Origin of the sequence: Microbacterium endophyticum (assembly GCF_011047135.1) — a bacterium.
GTDB lineage: Bacteria > Actinomycetota > Actinomycetes > Actinomycetales > Microbacteriaceae > Microbacterium > Microbacterium endophyticum.
In genome coordinates, this window is sequence record NZ_CP049255.1 from 1,698,359 (window position 1) to 1,725,095 (window position 26,737).

A 26,737-nucleotide genomic window follows, 5' to 3' on the forward strand; every position below is an offset into this window, starting at 1 on the left:
CAGGGGCGGAAGGGGCTACGAGGACTCGGGCGCCACAGCGGCGCGGAGCGCGTGCTCGATACGGTCGAGCCATCCTCCGACGTTTGTGCGGGCCTCGGGAGTCTCGGGGTAGCGGCAGCGCAGGTGAAGGCCGGAGTCGTTGACGATGAACCAGATCATGACGCCGTCGGTGCGGATTGACGCCGAGACATACTGAATCCCGAGATCCGGTGCGACTTCGGGGAGCCGCCGGGTGTCGAGCCACGAGATCGCGAACATCCCCGGCCCTTGCGGCATGCCGCCGTAGGGAGCGAATATCGGGGCAAGCGGATACGAACCCAGCGCGAGAGCATCTTTGACCGCTCCCGCACAGGCTTTCGGGCTCGCCTCCACACACTCGATCACAGCGTTGGTGATGAACCATCCCACGGCATCGAGCCATCGTGCCTCGTGGCGAGAGTGCACCGGAAACACCGCACGCAGGGGCTGCCCGCTCATGTCGCGCGTCACCTGCGTCAGCACCGAAAGTGCAAGTGCGGTCGGCCGAACGCCCGCTGCCGCGGCCTCTGCCTCGAAGACCCGAACCTCAGCGCTGTCGAGCACATCGCGAACTTCGACGACCTCGGCCTGCGGCACGGAGACATCGCCGAGGGGGAGCGGAAACACCGGCATAAGGCCGTCACCGGCATCGAGGATGCGGTCCCAGCGGGCTCCGATTTCGGCCGGGGCCGGTGGCATCCGCTCGAGCACCGTGGTGTGCTCGGCGAAAGTCGCCGCGGGTGCGAGGGTTGGGTCTTCGCCGTCGTGAACCGAAGCAAGCGCGCTCATGAGATCACGCACGATGATGAGCAGCGACCACATATCGACGTGCGAATGATCCGAACCGATCACGACGACGGGTCGGTCGTCGGCCTCGGGTTCAACGAGGCACAGGAGATGCGATGGGCGCGAGAACGGTGAGCATGCCTCATCGAGAACGTCACGCAAGACATCTCTCGTCGCACGCCCCGAAGCGACAGGATACTCCCGCCACACGCCGTGTGAGACCTCAACGCGGTTGAGTGAGACGTCGCCGTTCGGTTCGTTCGTGAACGCGGTCTGCAGCGTGCCGTGTCGCGATATAACCGCGTGCCACGCCGTGGCGAGGTCGCTGTGGGGCACAGCGGAAGGCAGGCGAAGCGCGACTGCCATCCAAGATCCGGCGCGATCTCCGAGCGCCACATGGCGCCCCTGGTCAAAAGAAATAGGCAGTTCAGCACCGAAATCTGCTGTGATTTCGGTGGCATAAGTGTGCAGCCGCCCGGCTGGGAGGATCATTTGGGCGACATTTGTCAGGCGCATGGCGTCGTAGTCTATGGGGCAAAGATCTCTCATTTGTGACGTTAGGAGCCCCGTGCCGAAACTCGATGTCGGTGGAGCCGTGCTCGACTACGACATCGTGGGGGATTCTGGGCCGCTCGTTGTGCAGTTACACGGGCTGACGTCGAGTCGCGAACGCGATACTCAGCTGGGATTGAATCTTGGCCGGGCGCTCCGGGGACACCGTGTGTTGAGATACGACGCACGCGGTCACGGGCATTCGACAGGGTCGTTCCACAGTGCCGATTACGGCTGGGATCGGCTCGCCGAAGACCTCGTGCGTGTGATCGATCACGTGGCTCCCGGCGAACAGGTGCACGGCGTCGGCCCCTCGATGGGCACGGGAACCCTCCTGCACGCTGTGACGCAGCATCCGGATCGGTTTGCGAGTTTGACGTTCGCGATCCCGCCGACCGCGGGAAAGACCCGAGTTGCACAGGCCGACACCTATCTCTCGCACGCCGAACTCATCGAGCGCGAGGGGCGCGAAGCATGGGTCGAAATGGGCTCACTGTCGCCGGCACCTCCCGCGATGGCTGATGCGCCCAAGACGCTGCCCGAGGTCGACGAGCACTTGCTGCCGACGGTGCTTCGTGGCGCCGCGGCGACGGACATCCCTGCGCGCAAAACGATCGTGCGTCTCGACGTGCCTACGCTGATTCTGGCGTGGACAGGCGACAAATCACACCCGTTGACGACGGCGAAGCGCTTGAACCGCCTGATTCGCGGTAGTCGCCTTGTCGTGGCACGCACTCCCTACGGCATCATGGCGTGGCCGGGGCTGTTCGCCGAGCATGTGACGACAGCGGCCGACCACAGGCGGTAGCGGTCAGCGCACGCCCTTCATCAAGGCCAACACCGGCTTGACCGAAAGCAGCAGCGCGCCGCCGAGTGCCACCGCGATGACGCCGAGAACCGTGAAGTACGGAACCTCGTTGGTGGGGTCGTAGAACTGCGCGCACCAGCCGGCGACGGCTGTGCCGAGGGCGACCGAGAGAAAGAACAGCGCCACCATCTGCGTCTTGAACATGTGGGGCGCAAGTTTCGTCGACACCGAGAGCCCGATGGGTGAAAGCAGGAGTTCCGCCACGGTGAAGACGAACAGGATGCCGACGATCGCCAGGAGTGGGGTGGTGTTCTCGCCGCCGTTTGCCCACACGAGGAACAACAAGAACGCCACTCCCATGACGATCGATGCGAGCCCGAATTTTACGGGAGTGCTCGGCTGACGCTTGCCGAGTTTCGTCCAGAGAGCCGCGAAGACGCCCGAAAGAATGATGATGAAGATGGGGTTGATCGACTGCACCCACGAGACCGGCATCTCCCAACCGAAGAGACTCCGGTCGAGGCGCTTATCCGAGTAGATCGTCAGCACGGTGAACTGCTGCTGGTAGAGCGACCAGAACCCCACGCTCACGATGAATAACGGAATGAAACCGAACACACGCGAGCGCTCGATGGATGTGATCTGTCGTGAGGCGACGATGACTGCGAAGTATGCGATCGCTGCCGCGAGAGTGACGATGATCACGACCGTCGACAGGTTGTCGGCGCGAATCACCCCGATGAGAATGAGCGCAATGATGACCGCGAGCCCGGCAACCCCGATTGCGATCATCCGCACACGTTTGTTCTTCGGCAGTGGGTTCGGAACGATGCGAGCGGATGCCGGCATCCCTTTTCGCCCGATCGAGTACTGGATGAGGCCGATCCCCATTCCGACTGCGGCGAGCCCGAAGCCCCAGTGGAAGCCCATGGATGTTTGCAACAGACCCGTGAAGATCGGGCCGAAGAAAGCGCCAAGGTTGATCCCGAGGTAGAACAGCGAGAAACCGGCATCCCGTCGCGTATCTTCTTCGCTGTAGAGAGCGCCCACTACCGAGGTGGCGTTTGCTTTCAGCCCGCCCGAACCGACGGCGATAAGGATGAGGCCGACGGTGACTCCCGGGATACCGGGGAGCGCCGCGAGGGCGATGTGGCCGAACATGATGACGATAGCGCTGTAGAACAGCACCCGCTCCGACCCGAGTAGACGGTCTGCGATCCACGCTCCGAGAATGGTGGAGAGGTAGACGGCACCGCCGTATGCTCCCACGATTCCGGTGGCAACGGCCTCGTCGATTCCGAGGCCGCCCTGCGCTGCCGAGTAGTACAGGTAGATGAGCAGGATGCCCTGCATGCCGTAGAAGCTGAAGCGCTCCCACATCTCCACGCCGAACACGTGAGCGAGCGCCCACGGTTGGCCGAAGAAGCGGGCGTCGTGGTCTGCGGTGTCCTCGACGTCATGAGAGGGGTCAGCTGTGGTCATGCCGAAAGAGTAGCGGTGGTTACTCCGGCAGTGACGGATGTTTTTCTTCGAAGGTTTGGCGCGTCGGGATGAAGGCTGCGCAGATGAGAGCGAGAAGGGCTGCAACACCGCCGAGAACGAAGGATGCCTGGAACCCACTGGAGCTCGGAATCTGTACGCCGTCGACGACGGTTGCGGAGCTCGCGAGTACGGCCGCGACGATGGCTGCGGCCGTACTCGTGCCCAGTGAGCGGAACAGTGCGTTGAGCCCGTTGGAGGCGCCGGTTTCGGACTGTGGGACTGAGCGCATGATGAGCATCGGCATCGCTGCGTACCCAAAACCGATCCCGACGCCGATCAGCACGTTGGCCACGAAGATCTGCCAGACCTCGGCTGAAAGCACGAGGGTGAATCCATAGGCCGCCATCAGCGCGATCGCTCCCAGAATCAAGAGCAGCTTGGGGCCGACCGTGCGTGCAATGCGCCCCGAGAACGGCGAGAGCACCATCATCACGATGCCCGACGGCATCACGATGAGGCTTGCACCAATTAGAGAGAGCCCGAAGCCGCCGACGCTTTCGGGTAGCTCCAGTATCTGCGGATACGAGATGTTCGAAGCGAAAAGCGAGAAGCCCATCGCAACGGACGCGATGTTGGTGAGCAGTACGGGGCGTCGTGCCGCGACCCGCAGATCAAGCAATGGTTCTTTTGTGCGTAGCTCGTACCAGCCCCAGACGAGCAGCACGAGGATGCCGCCGATCCCGGTTGCAAGAGTCGTGACCGAGAACCAGCCCCAGGTGTTGCCGCGCGAAATGGCGAGCAGAATTCCGATGAGGCCGACGGCGAGCCCCGCAGCTCCCGTGTAGTCGAATCTGCCTGCCGTGCGAAGCACGCTGACGGGAACAATCCAGAGGACGAGTACGAAAACCACTGAGCCGAGGGCCGCCGCAACCCAGAACAACAGGTGCCAGTCGGCTTTCTCCGTCACGAATGCGCTCAGCGGCAGACCGAGCGCGCCACCCACACCGAGCGTCGCGCTGATCAGTGCGATGGCTGAATCGACGCGGTCTTTGTGCAGCACATCGCGAAGGATCGAGATGCCGAGGGGCACGACGCCGACGACGGCGCCCTGGAGTGCCCGGCCCACGATGATGCCCACGATTCCCGGCGAAAACGCGGCAATGACGGAGCCGAGAATCATCGTGGCCATCAACACGAGAACGATGCGGCGCTTGCCATACATGTCGCCGAGCCGACCGGAAATCGGGGTGATGACAGCGGCCGCGAGAAGAGTCGCTGTCACAACCCACGCGGTGTCATCTCGACTCGCGTGGAGGAGCTCCGGAAGCTTCGACTGAATCGGTACGACGAGTGTGAACATGAACGACGAGCACATGCCCGCAATCGCGAGAACGGCAACAATCGCGCCCTGGCGTGGCATGCGGGTGAGGTTTTTTCGTTCGTCGTTCCCGTGCGCGCGCATCAGATCAGCTTATGTGCCGCAGGAGTGCACTGGCGCTGTCACACTGGTGTGATGACAGGGCTTCCGGCTGGGATGGCGATCCGCGAAATCACCACAGTCGCCGATGTTGCTGCTGCGGCCGCGGTGCTCCGCGAGGTATGGCGTACTGATCGCGACGCAGTGCCGACGAACCTCATGATCGCGCTCGCGCACACCGGAAACTACGTCTTCGGTTTGTACGACGACGAGCGCCTGGTGGGGGCATCCGTGGCGTTCTTTGCCGCTCCCGCTGCGAGGTCGATGCATTCGCACATCACCGGTGTGCTGCCCGAGTACCAAAGCTCGGGGCTTGGGCGCATGCTCAAGCAGCACCAGCGTGCATGGGCGTTGGCGCGGGATGTCGGCGCAATCACATGGACCTTTGATCCGCTGGTTGCGCGCAATGCGCGGTTCAACTTGGCGGTGCTGGGCGCCCGCGTGACGTCGTACGTCGTCGACATGTACGGCCCCATGAACGACGGTGTAAACCGCGGAGACGAGACCGACCGCATCTTGGTTTCGTGGGCTGTCGCTGCGGCGCCCGCGAAAACCCCCGAACAGGTTGCGGCAACCGTCGCTGTTCCCGCGGACATTCAAGAGCTCAGGAAGAGCAACCCCGCGGATGCCGCGGCCCATCGCTTGCGGGTGCGCGACGAACTGCGCGCCCACCTCGATGCGGGGCTGATCATCGCAGGGTTCGATACCCGTGGCTACCTGCTCGTCGCTTCTTGATCATTCCCGTTCGCCGTAAGGTGGCAGATCTCCTCCGGTCGATCAGTCGTCGACGTCGCCCGGGCGAACCTCAGCGTCGTCACGCACATCCACCCGAGTGACGCCCTCGCGCGGATGGCTGACGTCGATGCGGGGGGCCGCGTCAGACTCTGTCGCGTTGGGTGCGCTCGTCAGCTGGTCGTGGCGCTTTTCGTCGTCGGTCATGTTGTTGTCGCTCATGTGAACGTGCCTTCCGTTGCGTTAACTCGCGTCACTTCGCGGCGTTGGTGTCTGGTTCAGTGATCGGGTCGGATGCCGCAGCTTTTGCCGCGTCCGGTTGTGCGCCTGGTGCGCCCAGATCCGCCTTCTCCCGCACGAGTTCTTCGATGCTCGCGCCGGTTGCGGCATCCACTGCCTTCCAATACGCGAACGCGCGCTCGAGTACATCGCCCGTGACCCCACCGAGCAGGTGCCCCGCCACTGTCTTTACGAAAGCCGCACGCTGCTCGTCGTTCCACACATCGCGAACGAGCGACCCCGCCTGCGAAAAGTCGTCGTCCTCGGCGCGCAGCGTGTACGCCTGACGCACCATCGGGCCGTCAGACTCCCACCCTGGATCCACCTCGCCGACGTTGTCGGCGTAGCCACGACCGAACGAGTTCGGTGCGTAGACCGGGTCATCGCCGCGGTGGTCGTAGGCCATCGGGCCGTCCTGCGTGTACGTGTTGAGTTCGACGTGCGGGCGATTAACCGGCAGCTGCTGGTAGTTCGCGCCGATGCGGTGTCGGTGAGTGTCGGAGTAGGCGAACGCGCGCCCGAGCAGCATTTTGTCGGGTGAGAAACCGATGCCGGGCACGAGCGCCGACGGCTCAAACGCCGCCTGCTCGATCTGGGCGAAGAAGTTATCGGGGTTGCGGTCGAGCGTCATCGTGCCGACCTCGATGAGCGGGTAATCCGCGTGCGGCCAGATCTTCGTCAGGTCGAAGGGATTGATGCGGTAGTCCTTGGCATCTTCGTAGGGCATGATCTGCACCGACAGCGTCCAGGATGGAAAGTCGCCCTGCTCGATTGAGTTGTACAGGTCGCGGCGGTGGAAGTCGGCATCCTCGCCCGCGATGCGAGTGGCGTCTTGGTCGGTGAGCCCGGCGACCCCCTGATTGCTGTGGAAGTGATATTTCACCCAGCACTTCTCGCCCGCAGCATTGACCCACATATACGTATGCGAGCCGTATCCGTTCATCTGCCGATACGACGCCGGGATGCCGCGATCACCCATGAGGTAGGTGACCTGGTGGGCCGATTCCGGGTTCAGGCTCCAGAAGTCCCACTGCATGTTGTTGTCACGCAGACCATTGCCGCCGCGACGCTTTTGCGAACGGATGAAGTGGGGAAACTTCATCGTGTCGCGAATGAAGAAGACAGGCGTGTTGTTGCCGACGAGGTCGTAGTTACCTTCGTCGGTGTAGAACTTGAGTGCAAAGCCGCGCGGGTCACGCCAGGTGTCGGGGGAGCCCTGCTCGCCGGCGACGGTTGAGAAGCGCGCGAGCATTTCGGTTTTCACGCCCGGCTGAAAAAGCCCCGCTTTGGTATACGCGGTGACGTCACCGGTTGTCTCGAAGTGTCCGAAAGCACCCGAGCCCTTCGCATGCACATTTCGTTCCGGCGTGCGCTCGCGGTTGAAGTGCGCCATCTGGTTCAAGAAGTGCACGTCGTGCAGCACGATCGGGCCATCGGCCCCGACCGTCAGGCTGTTGCGGTCGCTCGGCGCCGGCGCACCCGTGTCTGTTGTTGACCCGAGCTCCGCTTCAGCGGAGGGGTTCGTGGCAATCGATGTGCCGTCGTTCGATTCGGGAAGCTGAGGCATGATGCTCCTTCGCGCTGGGTCTGCAAAAACGGCGCACGCTGAGCGCCAATAACTACAGAATCACCTGGTGCTCTGGCGAGGAATGGGGTTGACAGCATCCTGCTCTGCGTTTGCGATCGGGATCGCTGTGCGGAGTACATCTGCCCGCAGGAGGACGCTCGCGCTGAAAATCTCCTCCGCACGGCATATCTCCTCCGGTCGGCTGCCGGGCGCGCGAAAACGCCCGGGCACGCGTGGAGGCGTACCCGGGCGTAAACGGATGCTGCAGGCTAGGCGCCGCGCAGGCGCTCAGCGAGGTAGGCGTACAGCTCGTCGATAGAGACGCGTTCCTGTGCCATCGTGTCGCGGTCGCGCACTGTGACGGCGCGGTCGTCGAGCGAATCGAAGTCGATCGTGACGCAGAACGGCGTGCCGATCTCATCCTGGCGGCGGTAGCGGCGACCGATGGCACCGGCGTCGTCGAAGTCGACGTTCCACGCGCCGCGCAGATTCTCTGACACCTCGCGTGCGAGGGGTGAGAGCTTCTCATTGCGTGACAGCGGCAGCACGGCAACCTTGACGGGGGCCAGACGCGGGTCAAGCTTCAGCACCGTGCGAGTGTCGGTGCCGCCTTTGGCGTTCGGTACCTCTTCTTCGACGTACGAGTCGACGAGGAACGCCATCATGGCGCGCGTGAGTCCGAAAGACGGCTCGATAACGTACGGCGTGTAGCTCGCGCCGCTTGCCTGATCGAAGTACGAAAGCTTCTGACCGGATGCCTCGGAGTGACTGTTGAGGTCGTAGTCGGTGCGGTTGGCGACTCCCATGAGCTCGCCCCACTCTTTACCGGTGAACCCGAAGCGGTACTCGACGTCGATGGTCCCGGCCGAATAGTGGGCGCGGTCTTCTTCCGGAACGTTGAACTGACGCATGTTCTCGGGGTCGATGCCGAGGTCGATGAACCAGTTCCAGCACGCCTCAACCCAGTGGTCGAACCACTCACCGGCTTCTTCGGGCGGAGTGAAGAATTCGATTTCCATCTGCTCGAATTCGCGCGTGCGGAAGATGAAGTTTCCGGGCGTGATCTCGTTGCGGAAGGATTTACCGACCTGGCCGATGCCGAACGGCGGCTTCTTGCGGCTCGCCGTCAACACGTTCGAGAAGTTGACGAAGATGCCCTGCGCGGTCTCGGGTCGAAGGTAGTAGAGGCCCGACTCGTCATCGACGACGCCGAGGTACGCCTTCACGAGACCCGAGAATGCCTTCGGCTCGGTGTACTGGCCCTTCGTGCCGCAGTTGGGGCACGGAATGTCGGCGAGACCGTTCTCAGCCTTCCGGCCCTTGCGTGCTTCGAAGTCTTCGATCAGGTTGTCGGCGCGGAAGCGCTTGTGGCACTGCAGGCACTCAACGAGCGGGTCGGTGAACGTTGCGACGTGCCCGGATGCCTCCCACACGCGCTTCGGGAGGATGATCGATGAGTCGAGACCCACCATGTCGCCACGTCCGCGCACAAACGTCTGCCACCACTGGCGGCGGATGTTCTCTTTCAGCTCGGTGCCGAGGGGGCCGTAGTCCCACGCTGAACGCGATCCGCCGTAGATTTCGCCGGCTTGAAAGACGAACCCGCGATGGCGGGCGAGGGCGATGACTTTGTCGAGACGGGACTGCTCGGCCACGGTGGCTCCAATGGTCGCTGAGGATGATGTGCCGGCGGCCGGAGGCGGCCGTGGCATCCGCTCAGTCTAGTCGCGAGTGCTAAGCGTTCCTCTGTGGAGTGATCGGGACCAATATGCGCTTAGTCGGAGCCGAATTCACACCACGATGCGACCCAGCTCAGGAGCTCTTCGCGTAGCTGGGGGCTTGCCGCGAGCTCAACTTCTCCGGGTTTGCCGTCCTGGGTCACCTCGAGCGAAAAGATCGTTCCGCGTTTGTCTTCTTGCACGGCGTGCGCGTCGCACCGGTAAGGCTCGAGTGGAATCTGAATGACGGATGCCGCATCCCCACCTGTCGTGATCTCGAGACCGAGCGGGTACGCCTCTTTTCCTGATCCGAAGGTCAACAGGTTGGTTGTGCGTATTGCATCGAGCCGAGCTGTCGCGCTGCCCGTCGGCGTGACGGTGAGTTCGAGCGTTGCCTGAGACCCGGGCTCTGATGGTGTAAAGCCGGTGAAATCGATGTTCGCGGCTTGAGTGAACGCTTCTAGTCGGCAGTCTTTTGCATAAAGCTCCGAAAGGAACCCCAGTGGGTCCTCGAGCGTCGCCCTCGACGTCGACTCGCGCCCTTTCACGGATGCCGTGATCTCGGCCTCCGACCCGTTGTCGGCCGACGCATCACAATTCATCGTCGGAAGAGCCACGGTGATGTCGGTTGTGGCTCCCGCGGCGATTGTGCTTTCTCCGTCTCGAACGCGTTCGGCAGCACCTTCAAAGCGCGGATCGGTTACCCGAACCGTCGATACGACAATCGCTGAATCGGTGCCGTTCGTGATTTGTACCTGCGCGTTCCCGTTCGCAACGTCGGAGCGCCACTGGTACCACTGCGCCGTCACGCCATCGGGCAATGCAGTGTCGGTCGGCGTGGGCACAAGCGTCGGGGGAGCGCTGCACGAACTCAGCGTAAATAACGCCGCGAACGCGACGGCCAGGACTGTGGTGGTTCGCGGCGCCCGCATCGGAGCTACCGCCGAAGAATCTCGCGGGCGACTGTCATCTCGTCGAGCGTGACCGGGTCGATGTCGATTCCGAGCCCTGGTCCGGTCGGAACCCGCACATGGCCATCTTCGAGGATGGCCGGATCCGTCACGATATCCCGCAGGTAGAAGCGGTTCGACGCGCTGATGTCGCCCGGCAGGGTGAAACCGGGGAGCGCTGCGAGTGCCGCATTTGCGGCGCGCCCGATGCCGGTTTCCAGCATTCCGCCGCACCACACCGGAATGCCGGCGTCGCGGCAGAGATCGTGGATACTCACTGCTTCCAGATAGCCGCCCACGCGACCGGCCTTGATGTTGATGATCGATGCCGACCGAAGCGCGAGCGCATCCCTTGCGGCCTTGAGTGATGTGATCGATTCATCAAGGCAGATGGGCGTACGGATGCGGGTGGCAAGGGTCGCGTGGTCGACGATGTCGTCTTCTTGCAGCGGTTGCTCGATGAGCAGAAGTTCGAACTGGTCGAGCTCGGCGAGCGTTTCGATATCGGCGAGAGTGTACGCAGAATTCGCATCGACCTGAAGGCCGATTGCGCCGAACGCGTCGCGCACGGCAGCGGTGTCTGCCACGTCACGCCCGGGCTTGATCTTGATCTTGATTCGCGCATACCCCTCATCGAGGTAGCCGCCGACGGTATCGACAAGGGTCGCCGCGTCGCGCTGAATCCCGACGGAGACCCCCGATGGCACTCGGTCGTGCACGGCGCCGAGATACGTGCTGAGTGCTGTTCCATCGGTGCGGAGCGCGGCATCCGTTACTGCCAGTTCGAGGCCAGCCTTGGCCATGCGGTGACCGACGAAAGGTTTGAGAATCTGCGCCACATCTGCTGGTGAAACCGTCTGTCGATCAAGCAGCGCGGGAATGAGCCACCTCAGGCTGACGTCCCATGCGCCCCGCGTGTATTCGCTCGAGTAGAGAGGAGATGCTTGGGTGACGATCTCACCCCACCCGTCGCCGTCGCTCGTGAGCGCCCGCACGACAATGACTTCGCGTACCGACTCCGTTCCGAACGATGTCGTGAACGGCGATACGAGCGGCACGTGAAGAACGCGAAGCTCGAAGCCCTCAAGAGTGACGGATGCTGCGCTCTGCGTGATTGGCATGAGGACACAGTAGCGAGAGCCCGCGCCGCCGCGCCCCCCGCCCACCTCTTTCGGTCGGAGAATCACATTCCGTCGGAGCCAGGGCGCAGCATCCCTCCTACCGAGTGCGATTCTCCGACGCAGTGAGGCGGAGCTCATGAGAGCCACCTGTGGTCTGACCACAACAATTGATGTGGTCAGACCACAGATGTTGGATGCATCGTGCACTTTCGCACTGTTATGCCAAGAAGGGGCGTACGTTCAGGCACGGAAGCACTCCCCACGGTGGTGGCGGCATCCCGCCGCCCCGAGCCGAGTACCTAGAACTTCGACACCCACGAAGGAGATCGGCACTATGAGCACCGTAACCCCCACACCCCTCAGCCACCCCGACGACGCGATTCCCACGGCTTGGAGCGGCTTTGTTGCAGGCCCGTGGCAAGACAACATCGATGTGCGTGACTTCATCCAGCGCAACTACACGCCCTATATCGGCGACGCAAAATTTCTCGAGGGTGTGACGCCCCGCACCGAGCGGGTCTGGAACCACATCGTCGACATGTTTCCGCAGGAGCGTGAGCGCGGTGTCTACGACATCGACGCCACGACCCCATCATCGATCACGGCTCACGAGCCGGGCTACATCGCTCGTGAGGACGAACTGATTGTTGGACTTCAGACGGATGCTCCGCTCAAGCGCGCGATCATGCCCTACGGCGGGTGGCGCATGGTGAAAGGCGCCCTCGAAACGTACGGCTACGAGGTATCCCAAGACCTCGAGAAGATTTTCACGACCTACCGCAAGACCCACAACGATGGTGTCTTCGATGTGTACCCACCGGCCGTCCGTCGTGCACGCAACAGCCACCTCATCACTGGACTGCCGGATGCCTACGGCCGAGGCCGCATCATCGGTGACTACCGGCGCGTGGCACTCTACGGAACCACAGCGCTGATCGCCGCGAAGAAGGCCGACCACGCCGAGCTCGACATGCACTTTTCGACCGAGTCGATCATTCGCGACCGTGAAGAAAACGCCGAGCAGATCAAGGCGCTTCGCGAACTCACCGCGATGGCAGCCTCGTACGGCTTCGATATCTCCCAGCCTGCAGCCACCGCGCAAGAAGCCGTGCAGTGGTTGTACTTCGCCTACCTCGGAGCAGTGAAAGAGCAAAACGGCGCTGCCATGAGCTTCGGCCGGAACGGCGCCTTCCTCGATGCGTACATCGAGCGCGATCTTGCGGCGGGTGTACTCACGGAGTCTCAGGCGCAAGAACTCATTGACGATCTCGTCATCAAGCTTCGGATCGTGCGATTCTTGCGCACGCCCGAATACGACGCCCTGTTCTCTGGCGACCCGACCTGGGTGACGGAGACGCTCGGGGGCACCGGCGTTGACGGCCGCACGATGGTCACGAAGACGTCGTTCCGGTTCTTGCAGACGCTCTACAACCTGGGTCCGGCTCCCGAGCCCAACCTCACGGTGTTCTGGTCGAACGACCTTCCCCAGGGATTCAAGGAGTTCTGCGCGCAGGTCTCGATCGACACGTCGTCGATTCAGTACGAATCCGATGCCCTGATTCGCGGGCTCTGCGGTGACGATGCGGCCATCGCGTGCTGTGTGTCGCCCATGGCCGTCGGCAAGCAGATGCAGTTCTTCGGCGCTCGCGTCAACCTTGCAAAGACGATGTTGTACGCGATCAATGGTGGTCGTGACGAAGTGAGCGGCAAGCAGGTTGCGCCGGTCATGCCAGCGGTCACGGGCGATGTGCTCGAGTACGCCGATGTGAAGGCAAAGCTTCAGGCGACGTTGGAGTGGCTCGCTGAGACCTACGTCGATGCGCTCAACTGCATCCACTTCATGCACGACAAGTACGCCTACGAGCGCCTCGAAATGGCACTCCACGACCAAGACGTGATGCGCACGATGGCCTGCGGAATAGCCGGTCTCTCGGTTGTTGCCGACTCGCTGTCAGCAATCAAGTACGCCAAGGTCACGCCGGTGCGGGACGAAACCGGGCTCGTTGTCGACTACACGGTCGAGGGTGAATTCCCCGTCTACGGAAACGACGATGACCGCGCAGATGACATCGCTCGCGACCTCATGACCGAGTTCATGGAGATGCTGCGGAAGCACCCGACGTACCGCGACGCGGTGCACACCCAGTCGGTGCTGACGATCACGTCGAACGTTGTCTACGGCAAGGCCACGGGTAACACACCCGACGGTCGCCGTTTGGGTGAGCCGTTCGCACCGGGAGCCAACCCCATGAACGGGCGTGACACGCACGGGATGCTGGCGGCAACCCTGTCGGTCGCAAAGCTGCCGTTCGATCAGGGCCAAGATGGCATTTCGCTCACGACGACGGTTGTTCCTGCGGGGCTTGGGCGCACCGCCGAGGAGCGGGTGACGAACCTGGTGGGCCTGCTCGATACGCAGATGGCATCGGGCGGCTACCACCTGAACGTCAACGTGCTCAATCGCGAAACTCTCGAAGACGCGATGGAACACCCCGAGGAGTACCCGCAGTTGACGATCCGTGTTTCGGGATACGCCGTCAACTTCGTGCGACTCACTCGCGAGCAGCAGCTCGACGTGCTCAGCCGCACGTTCCACGCCGGAGTCTAATCATGGCGACCGTCTCACTATCCACACCGACGGTCATCTCCGACCGCGCCGAGGAGCGTAACGCGCACCTCGGCGCGGTGCGTCGGGGAGACGTTGCGAGTGTGCACTCTTGGGAACTCGTGACGGCTGTTGATGGCCCGGGCACTCGCATGACACTGTTTTTGTCGGGGTGCCCGCTGCGGTGCCAGTACTGCCAAAACCCCGACACCTGGCTGCAGCGAAACGGCACCGAGACGTCTTTCGACGAGATCTTCGCCCGGGTAGTCCGCTACCGCAGTGTCTTCGAGACCACGGGCGGCGGCCTCACGATCTCGGGCGGCGAACCGTTGCAGCAGGCGAGGTTCGTGACGCGTCTCGTTCGCGAGACAGCGGCCCTCGGCATCCGCACTGCTCTTGATACCTCGGGATTTTTGGGACGAAACGCCTCCGACGCTCTGCTCGACGACTTGAGCCTCGTGCTGCTCGATGTGAAGTCTGGCCTGCCCGAGACCTATCGCGAAGTGACGGGGCGCGAGCTGCAGCCGACGATCGACTTTGGCAACAGACTTGCCGCGCGGCACGTGCCCGCATGGGTGCGCTTTGTGCTCGTGCCAGGGCTGACGGATGCCGTCGACAACGTCGATGCGGCGGCCGACATCGTGGCGAAGTGGCCAAACGTCGAACGCGTCGAAGTGCTGCCGTTTCACCAGATGGGCATCTCGAAGTGGGAGCGCCTCAACAAGCCGTACTCGCTCACCGACACTCGCTCGCCCGAACCGGAACTCGTCGAGCGCGTGCGCGAGCAGTTTCGTTCGCGCGGCCTAACGACGTTTTGAGCCTTTCGGTTCGACACCGGACGGGAGCGCGGAACTTTAGTCCTAGATGAGGCTTTTCTCATATATCGGCGGTGCTCTCAAATATTGCATAGGCTGCAATACGCACTCTGGGGCGGAGTCTGTTTCGCCTCTTTTCGGTGAGAAGCAGCGCCACGCGCGTGAGCTCTTTCATTTTTCGGGCTATCGGTGATCTTGTGTTCAAGTTGGATTCGCCAACGTTCCACGGGGTTGATTTCTCGCCGGAGCAGGGCGTGGTGCTACAGGGCTCAGACGCGGCATCCGCTCTGAACGCGATGATCGACGATCTTGATATCCCGGCAACCCAGATTTCGGCACGACAACCGGGGGCGGAAGCGCGGGCGATGGCGGTGGTGCGGGTAGCGCTTCTGGGCGGAGGCTCAGATGCGGGTGCGGCGAGCGGTCCTGATGCTTCAGGCGCCGGGCGCAGCTACCAGTTAGAAGATGGCACGACGATTGAATTGAAGACGGCGAAGCATCTATTGCCGCAGTCGATTCACAGCGAGCGCATCATCAGCGGCGATGCCGACCCGGTATTGGGCGGGTTCGCCCCGCGCGCCGGAGACGGTCTGAAGCTCGACGGCGCCGAAGTGTGGCGAATTGGCGCAGACGGGCAGGAGACTTTAGTGGCGGTTCGCAAAAAGGACGAATGGGTGAGAGTTGTTTGATGCTGTGATGGGTGATCCGGCGTGGGGTTCGGGTTTGGTGCGGTGTTCCCAGTCGTATGCGCGTGTGGGTGGGGTGTGGTTTGCGACGCGTAATGTGCCGAAGGCTATTGAGGATTGCACTGTGAAGGTGTTGTCGGCGCATTCGGCGTCGTGGGATGACTTTGAGTTGGTGCCGTTGTCTGAGGTGGAGCGGATGGTGAAGCTTCGTTCGTGGGCGTCGTTTCGGGGTGCGCGGTTGACGGTTGAGCGCGTGTGGGATGGTGAGGGTCGGATGGTGTGGCATCCGGTGCGGTTGGGGAATCCGGCGTATTTTGCGAGTCTTTTGTATGTGGGGCCGGATACCGCGGGGGTGTCGATCGCGGAAGTTGCGGAGTGGCCGGAGTTCTTGGGTTCGGATGCGAATTACGGGGGCGGTGTGCGGGGGAAGGTGCGGTTGGATCGTGTGGAGGATTACTCGGAGGAGTTTTCTGAGATTCTGATTCCGGGGCGGTAGTGCGTTGTTTGATGCTGTGATGGGTGATCCGGCGTGGGGTTCGGGTTTGGTGCGGTGTTCCCAGTCGTATGCGCGTGTGGGTGGGGTGTGGTTTGCGACGCGTAATGTGCCGAGCGAGCCGAGCAGTCGTGGTGTGCAGCTGTTGTCGGCGCATTCGGTGTCGTGGGATGACTTTGAGTTGGTGCCGTTGTCTGAGGTGGAGCGGATGGTGAAGCTTCGTCCGTGGGTGTCGTTTCGGGGTGCGCGGTTGAGTGTTGAGCGCGTGTATGACGGTGAGGGTCGGATGGTGTGGCATCCGGTTCAGTTCGGGGACCCAGCGTATTTTGCGAGTCTTTTGTATGTGGGGCCGGATACCGCGGGGGTGTCGATCGCGGTAGTTGCGGAGTGGCCGGAGTTCTTCGGTTCGGATGCGAATTACGGGGGCGGTGTGCGGGGCAAGGTGCGGTTGGATCGTGTGGAGGATTACTCGGAGGAGTTTTCTGAGATTCTGATTCCGGGATCGCCATATACCGCCGAGAGTCAAGCGATCGACATCGTGCGTTTTACGATGCCTCCGACAGCGCAAGCGGTGAATGCCACCGGAGCAACAACCGAGTCAGCGACGCAAGATGTGCCCGGCGAAGGCTTCGTTGATCACCCGCCGTTCACAGGCCTCGGATTTGCGAACGTGGCGGGGCCGCACATGGTGCCGCTGTGATGGCTCGCGCCGACACGCGTACCCGCCGGCGCTGAGTCGTGGCGCGTCACTCCAGATGGGGAAGAACAGCTTCTTACCGCCTACCCGAATGTCGCCTCGGGCTGGGCGTCAGGGCGATCGCCGGAGATTCCCCCGTCAGATATTTTGGGGCTGATGGGCACATGGAACGGCAACAGCGTCATGGTTGACCTGTTAGAAAACGGCAAAGCCGTTATCGCTTCCACGAGCGAAGTGCGAGGGCTGAAGCTCACAGAACGCGGCCTATGGGGTGCAGCCATCGATGCGCGCGACCTCACCGACGTGCACGCGATGAAGCTCACGGCCAACTGGTGGGGCATGCCGTTCCAAGTCGTTCGCCGGTTTCAGGTTGAGGGTGGCATCGCGGTGCGACTGGTGTACATCGGCCGAGATGTGCGCCTCGCCGAGGCGCAGCGACTCGAGAAGATGGATGCTGGAGTGTACGAAGCGACCGTGCGCAGAGAAGAACTGTCCGACATGCAAGCTGTGCAGCTCTCGCCCGCGTGAGCCTCAGCTTTTTGCGGCCTTTGCGGCGGCCTTCATTTCGCGCTTATGCTCGCGCACTTTGCCGAGTGCCTCGGGGCTCGTGATGTCGGCGACCGAGCGATACGACCCGTCTTCGCCGTAAGGAGCGGATGCCTCACGCCATCCGTCGCCCGAAAATCCGCACTGTTTGCCGAGCAGGGCGAGAAAGATCTTCGCCTTCTGATCGCCGAACCCCGGAAGTGCCTTGAGTCGCTTAAAGACCTCGGCACCGGTGGGTTCGCCTCGCGTCCAGAGGGCTGCGGCATCCCCATTCCAGCCCGTTGCGATCGCGCTACAGAGACTCTGCACGCGGCCAGCCATCGATCCGGGATACCGGTGCACGGCAGGCGAAACCTTGAACGTTTCGACGAAGTCATCGGGATCGTACGACGCGATCGTCTCGGCGTCGACTGAGCCGATTCGCTCTTGAATCTTCAAGGGTCCAGCGAACGCCGTCTCCATCGCAACTTGCTGGTCAAGCAGCATGCCAATCAACAGCGCCAGTGGGTCTTCGCTCAGCAGCGTGTCGGCCGCGGCGTCGTCAGTGATGTGCAGACTCATCCCGCCAGTTTCTCACTTCGTGCCTGACAGCTCGTGTTGTGGGATGAAAGCTCGCGCAGCGCGCTGCGCAGGTACCGCACCGCCGGGGCGCTCGTCATGCTGGCGCGCCACACGAGGCTGACCGGTCGAGTGGGCACCGGCTCATGCACGGGCACTGCCACGACGTTGTCGGGCAGGATGCCTCGCCCCAACCGTGGCACGAGAGCCACTGCGAGTCCGCTCGCGACCAACGCCGTTTGCGACGCGAACTCGAGGCACCGGTAGTCGATGTGGGGCGTGTGGGGTTCGTTTTGAAACATATGTCGAAACCAGTCGTGGCAGATGGTTCCGTCTGGGGTGCAGGCCCACGAGCGGTCGTGCACATCGTGCGGAGTCACGGCGTCGCGTGAGGCGGCCGGGTCGTCACGGTGCACCAGGAGATCGGCAACGTCTCGAAAGAGCTCTTCGCTTCGAAGGCTGGGCGGCAGTGTGATGCCCACGCCCTCCCAGTGGTGAATGAGTGCGACATCAAGCGAGCCCGCGGTGACGGCGGCGGCGGCATCCCACGGGTCGATCTCGTCGATCACGACCCGAAGATCGGGTGCGTCCTCATGGGCGTGGCTGATGAGCTCGGGGACGAGTCCACGCACACCGGTGGCGAAGGCGCCCAAACGGATCGTGCCCGTTGGGCGGTCGCCGGCATCGTGGAGACCCGAGCGGAGCGTCTCGATCTGCACGCGCAGTGAGCGGCCTTCGTCGGCGACTCGGCGACCGGCTGCGGTCAAGACAACTCCGCGCCCCTCGCGTTCGAGCAGCCGCACACCGAGGTCGCGCTCGAGTCGCTTTACCTGCTGCGAGACGGCCGAAGCGGTAAAGCCGAGAGTGCTCGCTGCGGCATGCACAGTGCCGGTGCGTTCGATGGCGATGAGCGATTCGATCGAGTCGAGGTCAATCATGGTGTCACGCTACCATGCAGTTTTCGCACTGATAATCGTGCATTAACGTGCGCTGGACGTACATGCTTAATACCGGTTGAGTAGACCCATGCCCTTACGCGCGACGCTTGCCGCATTCCTGGTCGCCCTCATCTGGGGCATGAACTTCGTCGTGATCGATGCGGGTCTCGAAGGCATGCCCCCGCTTCTCTTTCTCGCGATCCGGTTCGTGGTTGTCATCATCCCCGCGATCTTCTTCGTGCCGAAGCCTGCCGCGCGCTGGCGCGATATCGCCGCGATCGGCTTCTTCTTAAGTCTCGCCCAGTTCTCGATGCTCTACATTTCGCTCGCGCTCGGGATGCCGCCGGGGCTTGCATCTCTCGTTGTGCAGGGTCAGGTCGTGCTCACTGTCGTCTTCGCGGCGATGGTGCTGCACGAAGTGCCGACCCGCGTTCAACTCATCGGGATATCGGTGGGCGCCCTCGGCCTCTTGATCATCGGACTCGGCCGAGGCGGCGACGTGGCGCTGTTGGCGTTCATGTGTTCGGTGGGCGCCGCGACTGCGTGGGCGATCGGCAACGTGCTCACCCGGCGGGTGGGCCGAAGCGCGCCCGGCGGTACTCCGGCGCCGCTCGCCGGACTCTCGATGACGGTCTGGTCGGCACTCGTCGTGCCCATCCCGGCCTTTGCGATTTCGCTGTTGTTCGACGGCCCGAGCGCCGTCGGCTACGCGCTCACGCATCTCACCGTGCCGCAATTGCTCTCAACCGCGTATACCGCGTGGCTCGCAAGCCTCGTGGGCTACGGCATCTGGAACACACTGCTTGGCAAGTACCAAGCCTCGGCTGTCGTACCGTTCACGATGCTGGTTCCGGTGGTCGGCATCTTCGCGGCGTGGCTCGTGCAAGACGAAGTGCCCACAGTTGCCGAGCTCATCGGCGGCGGAGCACTGCTCGTGGGCGTTGCCATCACAACGGGCTTACTCGCCCAGATCAAGCGGTGGCGGATGCCTCAGGCTCGTCGTCTGCGATAGCCACAGCGTCTGGCAGCTCAATACCGAACACGGCGTTGAGGCCTGCGATGAAGTCATCTCCGCGACCAGATTCAGCGAGTTGGTGGGCTCGGGCGGTCGGGCTGTGGAGCAGCACGCCGACGAGGTGTCGAAGCGCCTGTTCGGTGCGACCGTCGTCGCCGCGACCCTGGGCACGAGCGATCTCACCCTCGAGAACGCCGAAGACGTGGCTACGAAGCGCAACAACGGCGGGGGTGATGCTGCGGCGCTCGCCGACAACGCTGAAGCGAGCGGCAGCGTTCCGCACGACAGTTCGCGCGGCATCCGTCGCCTGCAGCTCTTCGAGGGGCGCGTGGAGGCGAATGGTTTCGAGGTCGAGCAGGTCGATTCCGGCAAGCTCTGCGACGTCGGCGTCGACGTTTCGAGGAAGACCGAGGTCGATCACGATGCGCCTCGTCGCGGAGTGTGCCACCGGGCATCCGGCGGTAGTTGCTGTGTCTGCAATGGCCGCGCCGCCGAGGAGAGCGGCGTTCACGACAGGAAGCTCTGAGCTCGTGCAGGTGATGACGAGGTCTGCGTGGGCTGCGGCCAGCGGGAAGTGCTCGTGCGAGACGGCCGCAATGCCGTGCTTCGCCGCGAATGCCGCGGCGCGTCCAGAGGGCGAGTGCACCGTGATGTCTTGGGCGCCGTGGTCGCGAAGGGCGGCAAGAGTTGCTGCGGCATAGGAGCCGGTGCCGACAAGGAGCACGCGAAGCTCAGCCCAATCGATGATTCGGCTGTCGGCGAGATCAAGTGCGAGTCGCACGAGTGAACGACCGGCGCGCTGGAGGGCCGTTGAGTTCTTCACGTCGCGCTGCGCTTCGGAGGCGCGCTGAAAGAGGCGTTCGAGTTCGGGAGACGTCGTGCCATCGGTGCGCGCTTCCGTCAGCGCGCGTCGCACCTGGCCCGCGATCTCACCCTCGCCGACGACAACTGACTCGAGCCCTGATGCGACTGAGAAAAGATGCTCGGCGACAGCCGAACCGGTGATGACTTCGTAGGAGCCCTCGAGCTCCGCGATCGTCACCGAGGTTGCTGATTCAATCGCCGCGAGTGCCGCTTCGACGCCGACAGCATCGGCTGCGGTCACGGGCTCGTCCATCTCGACGTATGCCTCGAAACGATTGCACGTCGCCACCACCACAGCGCCCTGCACGCATTCACCGTGGGCTGCGATGAGCGGTGCAACAGCAGTGCTGGGGGTGCTCAATCGCTCGAGGAGCTCGAACGGGGCGGTCTTATGACTCGCGCTTAAACACAGCAGCACCAGAGCATTCTACGCCCCGAGAAATGTGCGGGTGCCGAGTCAGGTCTCCCACAGGGAGGGGAATGGGAGAATAGGACCGTGCTCAGTGACATCTCGAACGACCTCGACCAGGTGGCGCCCACAGGCCCCGCGGCATCCGCTCTCGTTCGGGCCCTGCACGGTGAACGAAGTGACCGGCTGCCGGTGTGGTTTATGCGACAGGCTGGTCGCTCGCTTCCGGAGTACCGCGAGCTGCGAGTCGGTACCCGAATGCTTGACGTGTGCCTTGAGCCGGAGCTTGCCGCCGAGATCACCCTGCAACCGGTGCGCCGCCACGGTGTCGATGCTGCCGTGTTCTTCAGCGACATCGTTGTGCCGCTGCGTCTTGCGGGTATCGAGGTAGAAATCGAGTCCGGTCGGGGGCCGGTATTTTCAAACCCTGTGCGCAGCGCCGCAGATGTCGACCGCATCACGATGGTCGACCCGGCAGAAGTCGCAGCGGCCGCTGGGCCGATCCGCGAAGCCGTTGCGATGGTCTGCCGTGAACTCGGAGAGACTCCGCTCGTCGGGTTTGCCGGTGCCCCTTTCACGCTCGCCGCGTACCTCGTCGAGGGCGGTCCTTCTAAAGAGCACCTGCGTGCCCGCGCCATGATGCATGCTGACCCCGAGTCTTGGCACCGACTTGCTGGTTGGCTTGCTGAAGTTTCGGCAGCGTTCTTGAAAGCGCAAACGGATGGCGGCGCCAGCGCCGTGCAGTTGTTCGATTCGTGGGCGGGCTCGCTCTCGGTTGCCGACTACCGTGCGTTCGTTGCACCTCACTCAACCGCGGCTCTTGCCGGCGTCACGGTGCCGCGCATCCACTTCGGCGTCGGTACCGATCGGTTCCTCACCGACATGCGCCTGGGAGGCATCGTCGACGCTGTGGGCGTGGACTGGCGCACTCCGCTCGATGAAGCGGCTCAGCTTTTGGGCCCCGACGTCACGGTGCAGGGAAACATCGACCCGGCATTGCTGCAGGCACCATGGCCGGTGCTCGAAGCCCATGTTCACGACGTGATCAACCGCGGCCGTGTCGCGCGCGCCCACATCTTGAACCTCGGTCACGGTGTGCCTCCTGACACAGATCCCGAGGTGCTGACGCGCATCGTCGCGCTCGCCCACGAGGCGGGCGTGTGAGTGGCGTCGAAGACCTCGCACACCTCGCAGAACAGGCGGGGCACACGAGAGTAGCTGTCGTCGGTGGCGGCATAGCGGGTCTCATCGCGGCGATGGAGTGCGCTCGTGTGGGACTGCAGGTCACTGTGTTTGAGGCATCCGATCGCCTCGGTGGGGTGCTGCGTTCCGCCGAGATTGCGGGGCTCACTGTCGATGTGGGCGCCGAGAGCTTCGCTACGCGCGGTGGGCACGTTCGCGCGCTCATCGATGAACTTGACCTTTCAGATGCCGTCGCGTCACCGAACCCTGTCGGTGCGTGGGTGGCCGGGCTCCCCACGGGAGCGGCACCCCTTCCTGGGGGGAGCGTCTTGGGGATTCCCGACAACCCCTGGCGCGAAGACGTGCGCCGCATTCTCGGTTGGAGCGGGGCCTGGCGTGCGTATGTCGACCGGCTGCGACCTCCACTGACGATCGGTCACGACCGCAGTCTCGGTCATCTTGTGCGAAAGCGCATGGGTCAGCGCGTGCTCGATCGTTTGGTCGCCCCCGTCACCACCGGGGTCTACTCCGCGCGTCCAGATGACATCGACGTCGACCTCGCAGCCCCAGGATTGAATGCTGCTCTCACTCGCACCGGATCACTTTCGGGCGCTGTCGCCGACCTCGTAGGTGGTCGACAGAGCGCGCCCGGCGGTGCCGTGCAGGGACTTGCCGGTGGCATGACTCGTCTTGTCGAGGCGCTGAGTGCTCGACTGCTCGACCTCGGTGTCGACATCCGCGTCAACACGTCGGTCACAGCTCTCACCGAGACACCCACCGGCTGGGGTCTCACCACTGACGGTGCCGTAACCGAGGGGGCCGAGGAATTCACCGCAGTCATCGTCGCTGTTACTGAGCCCGAAGCTCGGGCGCTCCTGTCTCCCGTGGTTTCTGCACTTGAAGCTGAAACGGCAGCTGCCCCTGAAGTCGAACTCATCACGCTCGTGATCGATGCACCCGAACTCGACACGCACCCTCGTGGCACGGGTGTGCTCACAGTGCCGAACTCGCACGTTGCGAAGGCGCTCACGCACTCGACGGCCAAATGGCCCTGGCTTGATGCGCTGACAGAATCCGGCACGCACGTTGTGCGGGTGTCGTTTGGCGCTCAGGGCGAGGTGCCTGCGACCGCCGAGTTGAACGACACGGATGCTGTCGCACTCGCTGTGGCCGAGGCATCCGCTCTCCTGGGCGTCGCGTTGCACCCGCAAAAAGTGCGGGGCTGGCATCGCGACAGCTATGTACAGTCGCAGCCCGCCGCAACGCGTGGGCGACCGGAGGCAGTCGCGGCCGCGCGCGGCGCCATTCGGGCGGTCTCGGGGCTCGGCGCCGTCGGAGCGTGGATCTCGGGCACCGGCCTGGCTCAGGTCGTGCCTGATGCCATCGCTGAATCCGACCGGGTGCGGCGCGCAGCGCTGTGGGGCCGGGGCGCTCAAAGCGAGTGACGCGATGCTGCTGATGGTGTCCACGTTTGTCAAGTGGATGCCGGATTTGGAATACGGCGATAGCCTGGTGTCACACCAGCACCTCCACCGAGCGTGAGGAGACCCCATGAGGGGCAAAGTAGGACTCGTTGTCGGACTCGCCGCAGGCTACGTTCTCGGCACCCGTGCCGGTCGCAAGCGGTACGAGCAGATCAAGACTCAAGCCCAGAAAGTGTGGGAGCTTGACCCGGTGCAGAACCAGGTCAGCAAAGTGAAAGATTTCGGCACGTCGGCGGCCCTGGCCGTTCCGAACGCGCTGTGGGATGGCGCCGTCAAGATCACGAAGGCCGTTGCTGCGAAGGGCAGCGCCGGCGAACGTGTCGATGCCGGAGTTGCCGCAGCCCAGAAGTCGAAGCGTGACATCGCAGATGCCGCGACGGTCACGGCGGAAGAAGCTGAGGCCGCCGCAAAGAAAGCAGCCGACGACATCGACGAGAAACTCAACGGCGGCAAATGATGACGACGCCTCGTGGATTCCGCGACCGCGCCGATGATGGCCTCCTCACCCTCGTGGGTGAAGTTCCCGAACTCGTCCGTAATCTCGTGGTTGCCGAAGTTGACTCGGCGAAGTCCTGGGTAGCGCGCACTGCGAAAGATGTCGGAATCGGTGCCGGCTGGTTCGTCGCTGCACTTTTCGTGTTGTTCTGGTCAGTGCCGGCCCTTGGCGCTTTCGTCATCATCGGGCTTGCCTCATGGTGGCCCGCGTGGCTGTCGGCACTCGTGGTCTTTGTGGTCATGATCGTCATCGTCGCGATCCTCGCGCTGCTCGGGTTGATGAAGTTCCGCAAGATCTCGCGCGCGAAGAACCCCGGCCAGTCGATCGCAGAAGATGTGCGTGCCGTGAAGGAGGCCACAGATGAGTTCTAACCTGCAGGGAGCGTCGTCAGTGAATTCGCCCGTTCCCGTGCCGCGGACCGGAGTTCCCCTCGGTATTACCGATCCTGTCGAAAAGGCGCGCGCCGAACTGAAGGCGGCTCTGGCCGCAATCGAGGAAAAGGCGAATTTTCCTAAGCGAGCCGGAATCGCGGCTGACCGCGCGCAAAAACGCGCGCGTGCGTTCGCAAAGCGCAAGCCCGCAGCTGCTGTTGTGGGAGCTGTGGGGCTCGCCACAGCGGTCGGCGTTGTGGTGTGGGGCGCCGTGCGCCTTTACCTGCGCTGAACACGAAGTAACACCCCGGCGGGTAGACGCTGCATCCTGCCCGTTTGGTATCGCGCGCAGCGAGAGAGACACTGGTGAGTATGGCTTCTGAGCACCACGATCACCGGGAAGATTCCGCAACGAACGCTGAAGGACCCGGTACGCAGTACACGCTGTGGGCGATCTTCAGCCGTGACCCGGAGCACCCGGTCGTCGAGACTGAGTCGACCGAGCTTGAAGACATTGTCGCCCTCATCGAGCAGGGTGGCGTCACGGTTCGCGGTTTTTACGATGTGAGCGGACTCCGTGCCGACGCCGACCTCATGGTGTGGCTGCACGGACCGAATCCCGAAGATCTCCAGCGTGACCTCCGTCGCCTTCGACGCACCGAACTGCTCCGTCCGCTTCTGCCGGTGTGGAACGCCATGGGCGTGCACCGCGACGCCGAATTCAATCGCGCCCACGTGCCCGGATTCTTGCGCGACGTGCCGGCGCGCGAGTGGCTGTGTCTGTACCCGTTCGTGCGTAGCTACGAGTGGTATCTCCTCCCGGAGGCCGAGCGCCGTCAGATGCTTGCGGAGCATGGCCGCAAGGGTGCTGCGTTCACCGGAGTAACGGCGAACACAGTCGCAAGCTTCGCCCTCGGCGATTACGAGTGGTTGCTGCCGATGGAAGCAGACGTGCTCACCGATCTCGTCGACATGATGCGCGACCTTCGCTACACCGAAGCGCGCCGTCATGTGCGTGAAGAAGTCCCCTTCTATACCGGTCGTCGCATCGAACTCGAGGCCATCCCAGAGGTTCTGGCGTGACGTCAGCGCCCACACCGTGGCGCTTGGGAACGCGGCGGAGTGCGCTCGCAACTGCGCAATCGCAGCAGGTTGCTGACGCGCTCTCGGCAGCATCGGGCCGCGACGTCGTGCTCGTGCCGATCACCTCCGAAGGTGATGTTTCCCGCGCGTCACTATCGAGTCTTGGTGGGCAGGGTGTTTTTGCAACACGCTTACGCGAAGCGCTCGCTGCGGGTGAGTGCGACCTCCTTGTGCATTCTTTGAAAGACCTGCCCACAGCTCCAGCGCCCGGGCTCGTGATCGCGGCTATTCCTGCGCGAGTTGATGCTCGCGATGTCGTCATCACGCGTGACGGCACGGAGCTTCATAATCTGCCCGTTGCTGCAACGGTGGGAACCGGTTCGCCGCGGCGCCGGGCTCAGGCGCTCTCGAGCAACCTGCAGCTCGAGGTCAGAGACATCCGTGGCAACGTCGACTCGCGACTGTCGCGCGTGCGTTCCGGTGAACTAGATGCCGTGATTCTTGCCGCAGCGGGGATATCTCGACTCGGAGCCGATGGGCGCCCGGTCACCGACGGATTGCAGCTCGAGCACCTCAGCCTCGACGTCTGGCCGACGGCTCCCGGGCAGGGCGCGCTGGCGATTGAAACCCGTGACGACGCACCCGCTGATCTGCGCGCAGCGCTCAGCGAGCTTGACGACGCGGGGACCCGCGCTGCCGTCGACGCAGAACGCGCCGTCCTGGCGGGCCTCGATGCTGGCTGCCACGCACCGGTCGGGGTGCACGCGACGCTCAACGGCGACCAGGTGCGGCTGAACGCCGTGGTTTACGCCCTCGATGGCAAAAAAAGCATCGGTCTTGACGAAACGACGCCTCTCTGGTCGGGGTATGCTCGAAAATCAGGCAGTGGCGATGGTGCAGAAGCTGCCGACGGCGCAACATCCGATGCAAGAGCCCGCAGTGTCGGAGAAGATGTCGCACGTCGGTTGCTCGAACGTGGAGCGGCTGACCTCGCACCGTGAAAGT

27 protein-coding genes are annotated in these 26,737 nt (G+C 63.3%); 16 read left to right on the forward strand and 11 right to left on the reverse strand.

From position 1 onward, the window contains the following. Window positions 1-15 precede the first annotated feature (15 nt). Entirely contained in the window at window positions 16-1,320 is a 1,305-nt protein-coding gene (locus G6N83_RS07905; RefSeq protein ID WP_165140951.1) for a condensation domain-containing protein, read from the reverse strand. A gap of 52 nt (window positions 1,321-1,372) precedes the next feature. Here G6N83_RS07905 and G6N83_RS07910 point away from each other — a divergent pair, with 52 nt between their 5' ends. Next, a complete protein-coding gene (locus G6N83_RS07910) occupies window positions 1,373-2,164 on the forward strand; it encodes an alpha/beta fold hydrolase (protein ID WP_165140953.1) in 792 nt (263 codons plus the stop codon). Between the two features lie 3 nt (window positions 2,165-2,167). On the opposite strand, the gene G6N83_RS07915 is transcribed toward G6N83_RS07910, so the two are convergent. Continuing rightward, window positions 2,168-3,646 carry a peptide MFS transporter gene (locus tag G6N83_RS07915; RefSeq protein WP_165140955.1) on the reverse strand — a complete coding sequence of 493 codons (1,479 nt, stop codon included), beginning with the start codon at window positions 3,644-3,646 and terminating at the stop codon, window positions 2,168-2,170. Window positions 3,647-3,665: 19 nt separating this feature from the next. Beyond that, window positions 3,666-5,066 carry an MFS transporter gene (locus G6N83_RS07920; RefSeq protein WP_165143298.1) on the reverse strand — a complete coding sequence of 467 codons (1,401 nt, stop codon included), beginning with the start codon at window positions 5,064-5,066 and terminating at the stop codon, window positions 3,666-3,668. 93 nt (window positions 5,067-5,159) lie between these two features. On the opposite strand from G6N83_RS07920, the gene G6N83_RS07925 reads away from it, so the two are divergent. Beyond that, complete coding sequence (locus G6N83_RS07925) at window positions 5,160-5,858, forward strand: GNAT family N-acetyltransferase (RefSeq protein ID WP_165140957.1); 699 nt, start codon at window positions 5,160-5,162, stop codon at window positions 5,856-5,858. 42 nt (window positions 5,859-5,900) lie between these two features. Here G6N83_RS07925 and G6N83_RS07930 read toward each other — a convergent pair whose 3' ends face one another. The 5 genes from G6N83_RS07930 to menC all read right to left on the reverse strand — a co-directional run bounded on the left by G6N83_RS07930 (window position 5,901) and on the right by menC (window position 11,490). Then, complete coding sequence (locus G6N83_RS07930; protein ID WP_165140959.1) at window positions 5,901-6,077, reverse strand: hypothetical protein; 177 nt, start codon at window positions 6,075-6,077, stop codon at window positions 5,901-5,903. Between the two features lie 31 nt (window positions 6,078-6,108). Continuing rightward, window positions 6,109-7,701, reverse strand: coding sequence for a catalase (locus G6N83_RS07935; RefSeq protein WP_165140961.1), 1,593 nt, complete (start codon window positions 7,699-7,701; stop codon window positions 6,109-6,111). 269 nt (window positions 7,702-7,970) lie between these two features. Then, window positions 7,971-9,356 carry a glycine--tRNA ligase gene (locus G6N83_RS07940; RefSeq protein ID WP_165143300.1) on the reverse strand — a complete coding sequence of 462 codons (1,386 nt, stop codon included), beginning with the start codon at window positions 9,354-9,356 and terminating at the stop codon, window positions 7,971-7,973. 119 nt (window positions 9,357-9,475) lie between these two features. Then, entirely contained in the window at window positions 9,476-10,264 is a 789-nt protein-coding gene (locus G6N83_RS07945; protein ID WP_241246142.1) for a hypothetical protein, read from the reverse strand. Between the two features lie 92 nt (window positions 10,265-10,356). After that, the gene (gene menC, locus G6N83_RS07950; protein ID WP_165140965.1) at window positions 10,357-11,490 is read right to left on the reverse strand and encodes an o-succinylbenzoate synthase; all 1,134 of its coding nucleotides are present in this window, start codon (window positions 11,488-11,490) and stop codon (window positions 10,357-10,359) included. 334 nt (window positions 11,491-11,824) lie between these two features. Here menC and pflB point away from each other — a divergent pair, with 334 nt between their 5' ends. The 6 genes from pflB to G6N83_RS07980 all read left to right on the forward strand — a co-directional run bounded on the left by pflB (window position 11,825) and on the right by G6N83_RS07980 (window position 17,314). Then, entirely contained in the window at window positions 11,825-14,098 is a 2,274-nt protein-coding gene (gene pflB, locus G6N83_RS07955) for a formate C-acetyltransferase (RefSeq protein WP_165140967.1), read from the forward strand. Window positions 14,099-14,100: 2 nt separating this feature from the next. Next, window positions 14,101-14,913, forward strand: coding sequence for a pyruvate formate-lyase-activating protein (gene pflA, locus G6N83_RS07960; RefSeq protein ID WP_165140969.1), 813 nt, complete (start codon window positions 14,101-14,103; stop codon window positions 14,911-14,913). 158 nt (window positions 14,914-15,071) lie between these two features. Then, complete coding sequence (locus G6N83_RS07965) at window positions 15,072-15,599, forward strand: hypothetical protein (protein WP_165140971.1); 528 nt, start codon at window positions 15,072-15,074, stop codon at window positions 15,597-15,599. A gap of 121 nt (window positions 15,600-15,720) precedes the next feature. Then, window positions 15,721-16,092: a hypothetical protein gene (locus G6N83_RS07970; RefSeq protein ID WP_165140973.1), complete on the forward strand. Its 372-nt coding sequence runs from the start codon at window positions 15,721-15,723 to the stop codon at window positions 16,090-16,092. A 133-nt stretch (window positions 16,093-16,225) separates the two neighbouring features. Then, a complete protein-coding gene (locus G6N83_RS07975; RefSeq protein ID WP_165140975.1) occupies window positions 16,226-16,789 on the forward strand; it encodes a hypothetical protein in 564 nt (187 codons plus the stop codon). 153 nt (window positions 16,790-16,942) lie between these two features. Further along, entirely contained in the window at window positions 16,943-17,314 is a 372-nt protein-coding gene (locus tag G6N83_RS07980) for a hypothetical protein (protein WP_165140977.1), read from the forward strand. A 3-nt stretch (window positions 17,315-17,317) separates the two neighbouring features. Here G6N83_RS07980 and G6N83_RS07985 read toward each other — a convergent pair whose 3' ends face one another. Together G6N83_RS07985 and G6N83_RS07990 are read right to left on the reverse strand one after the other, a co-directional pair. Next, complete coding sequence (locus G6N83_RS07985) at window positions 17,318-17,893, reverse strand: HhH-GPD-type base excision DNA repair protein (RefSeq protein ID WP_165140979.1); 576 nt, start codon at window positions 17,891-17,893, stop codon at window positions 17,318-17,320. Beyond that, complete coding sequence (locus G6N83_RS07990) at window positions 17,890-18,828, reverse strand: LysR family transcriptional regulator (RefSeq protein ID WP_165140981.1); 939 nt, start codon at window positions 18,826-18,828, stop codon at window positions 17,890-17,892. Before G6N83_RS07990 ends, G6N83_RS07985 begins: the two co-directional genes overlap by 4 nt. A gap of 88 nt (window positions 18,829-18,916) precedes the next feature. Here G6N83_RS07990 and G6N83_RS07995 point away from each other — a divergent pair, with 88 nt between their 5' ends. After that, window positions 18,917-19,840 (forward strand): EamA family transporter, encoded by a 924-nt coding sequence (locus tag G6N83_RS07995; protein WP_165140984.1) that lies wholly within the window; start codon window positions 18,917-18,919, stop codon window positions 19,838-19,840. Here G6N83_RS07995 and G6N83_RS08000 read toward each other — a convergent pair. Further along, complete coding sequence (locus tag G6N83_RS08000; RefSeq protein WP_165140986.1) at window positions 19,800-21,125, reverse strand: glutamyl-tRNA reductase; 1,326 nt, start codon at window positions 21,123-21,125, stop codon at window positions 19,800-19,802. The two genes, G6N83_RS07995 and G6N83_RS08000, sit on opposite strands and share 41 nt — an antisense overlap. A 90-nt stretch (window positions 21,126-21,215) precedes the next feature. On the opposite strand from G6N83_RS08000, the gene hemE reads away from it, so the two are divergent. From hemE to hemC, 7 genes are all read left to right on the forward strand, one after another. Continuing rightward, window positions 21,216-22,280, forward strand: a complete 1,065-nt coding sequence (hemE, locus tag G6N83_RS08005) for a uroporphyrinogen decarboxylase (protein ID WP_375782611.1) — start codon at window positions 21,216-21,218, stop codon at window positions 22,278-22,280. Next, entirely contained in the window at window positions 22,277-23,743 is a 1,467-nt protein-coding gene (gene hemG / locus G6N83_RS08010) for a protoporphyrinogen oxidase (RefSeq protein ID WP_165140990.1), read from the forward strand. Before hemE ends, hemG begins: the two co-directional genes overlap by 4 nt. A 106-nt stretch (window positions 23,744-23,849) precedes the next feature. After that, window positions 23,850-24,239 (forward strand): hypothetical protein, encoded by a 390-nt coding sequence (locus G6N83_RS08015; RefSeq protein ID WP_165140992.1) that lies wholly within the window; start codon window positions 23,850-23,852, stop codon window positions 24,237-24,239. Next, a complete protein-coding gene (locus tag G6N83_RS08020; RefSeq protein WP_375782608.1) occupies window positions 24,236-24,649 on the forward strand; it encodes a phage holin family protein in 414 nt (137 codons plus the stop codon). Before G6N83_RS08015 ends, G6N83_RS08020 begins: the two co-directional genes overlap by 4 nt. After that, window positions 24,639-24,941: a hypothetical protein gene (locus G6N83_RS08025; protein WP_165140996.1), complete on the forward strand. Its 303-nt coding sequence runs from the start codon at window positions 24,639-24,641 to the stop codon at window positions 24,939-24,941. The genes G6N83_RS08020 and G6N83_RS08025 overlap by 11 nt, the downstream gene beginning before the upstream one ends. An 80-nt stretch (window positions 24,942-25,021) precedes the next feature. Beyond that, window positions 25,022-25,732 carry a hydrogen peroxide-dependent heme synthase gene (gene hemQ, locus G6N83_RS08030; protein ID WP_165140998.1) on the forward strand — a complete coding sequence of 237 codons (711 nt, stop codon included), beginning with the start codon at window positions 25,022-25,024 and terminating at the stop codon, window positions 25,730-25,732. Beyond that, entirely contained in the window at window positions 25,729-26,733 is a 1,005-nt protein-coding gene (gene hemC, locus G6N83_RS08035) for a hydroxymethylbilane synthase (protein WP_165141000.1), read from the forward strand. The genes hemQ and hemC overlap by 4 nt, the downstream gene beginning before the upstream one ends. The last annotated feature ends 4 nt before the right edge of the window (window positions 26,734-26,737 follow it).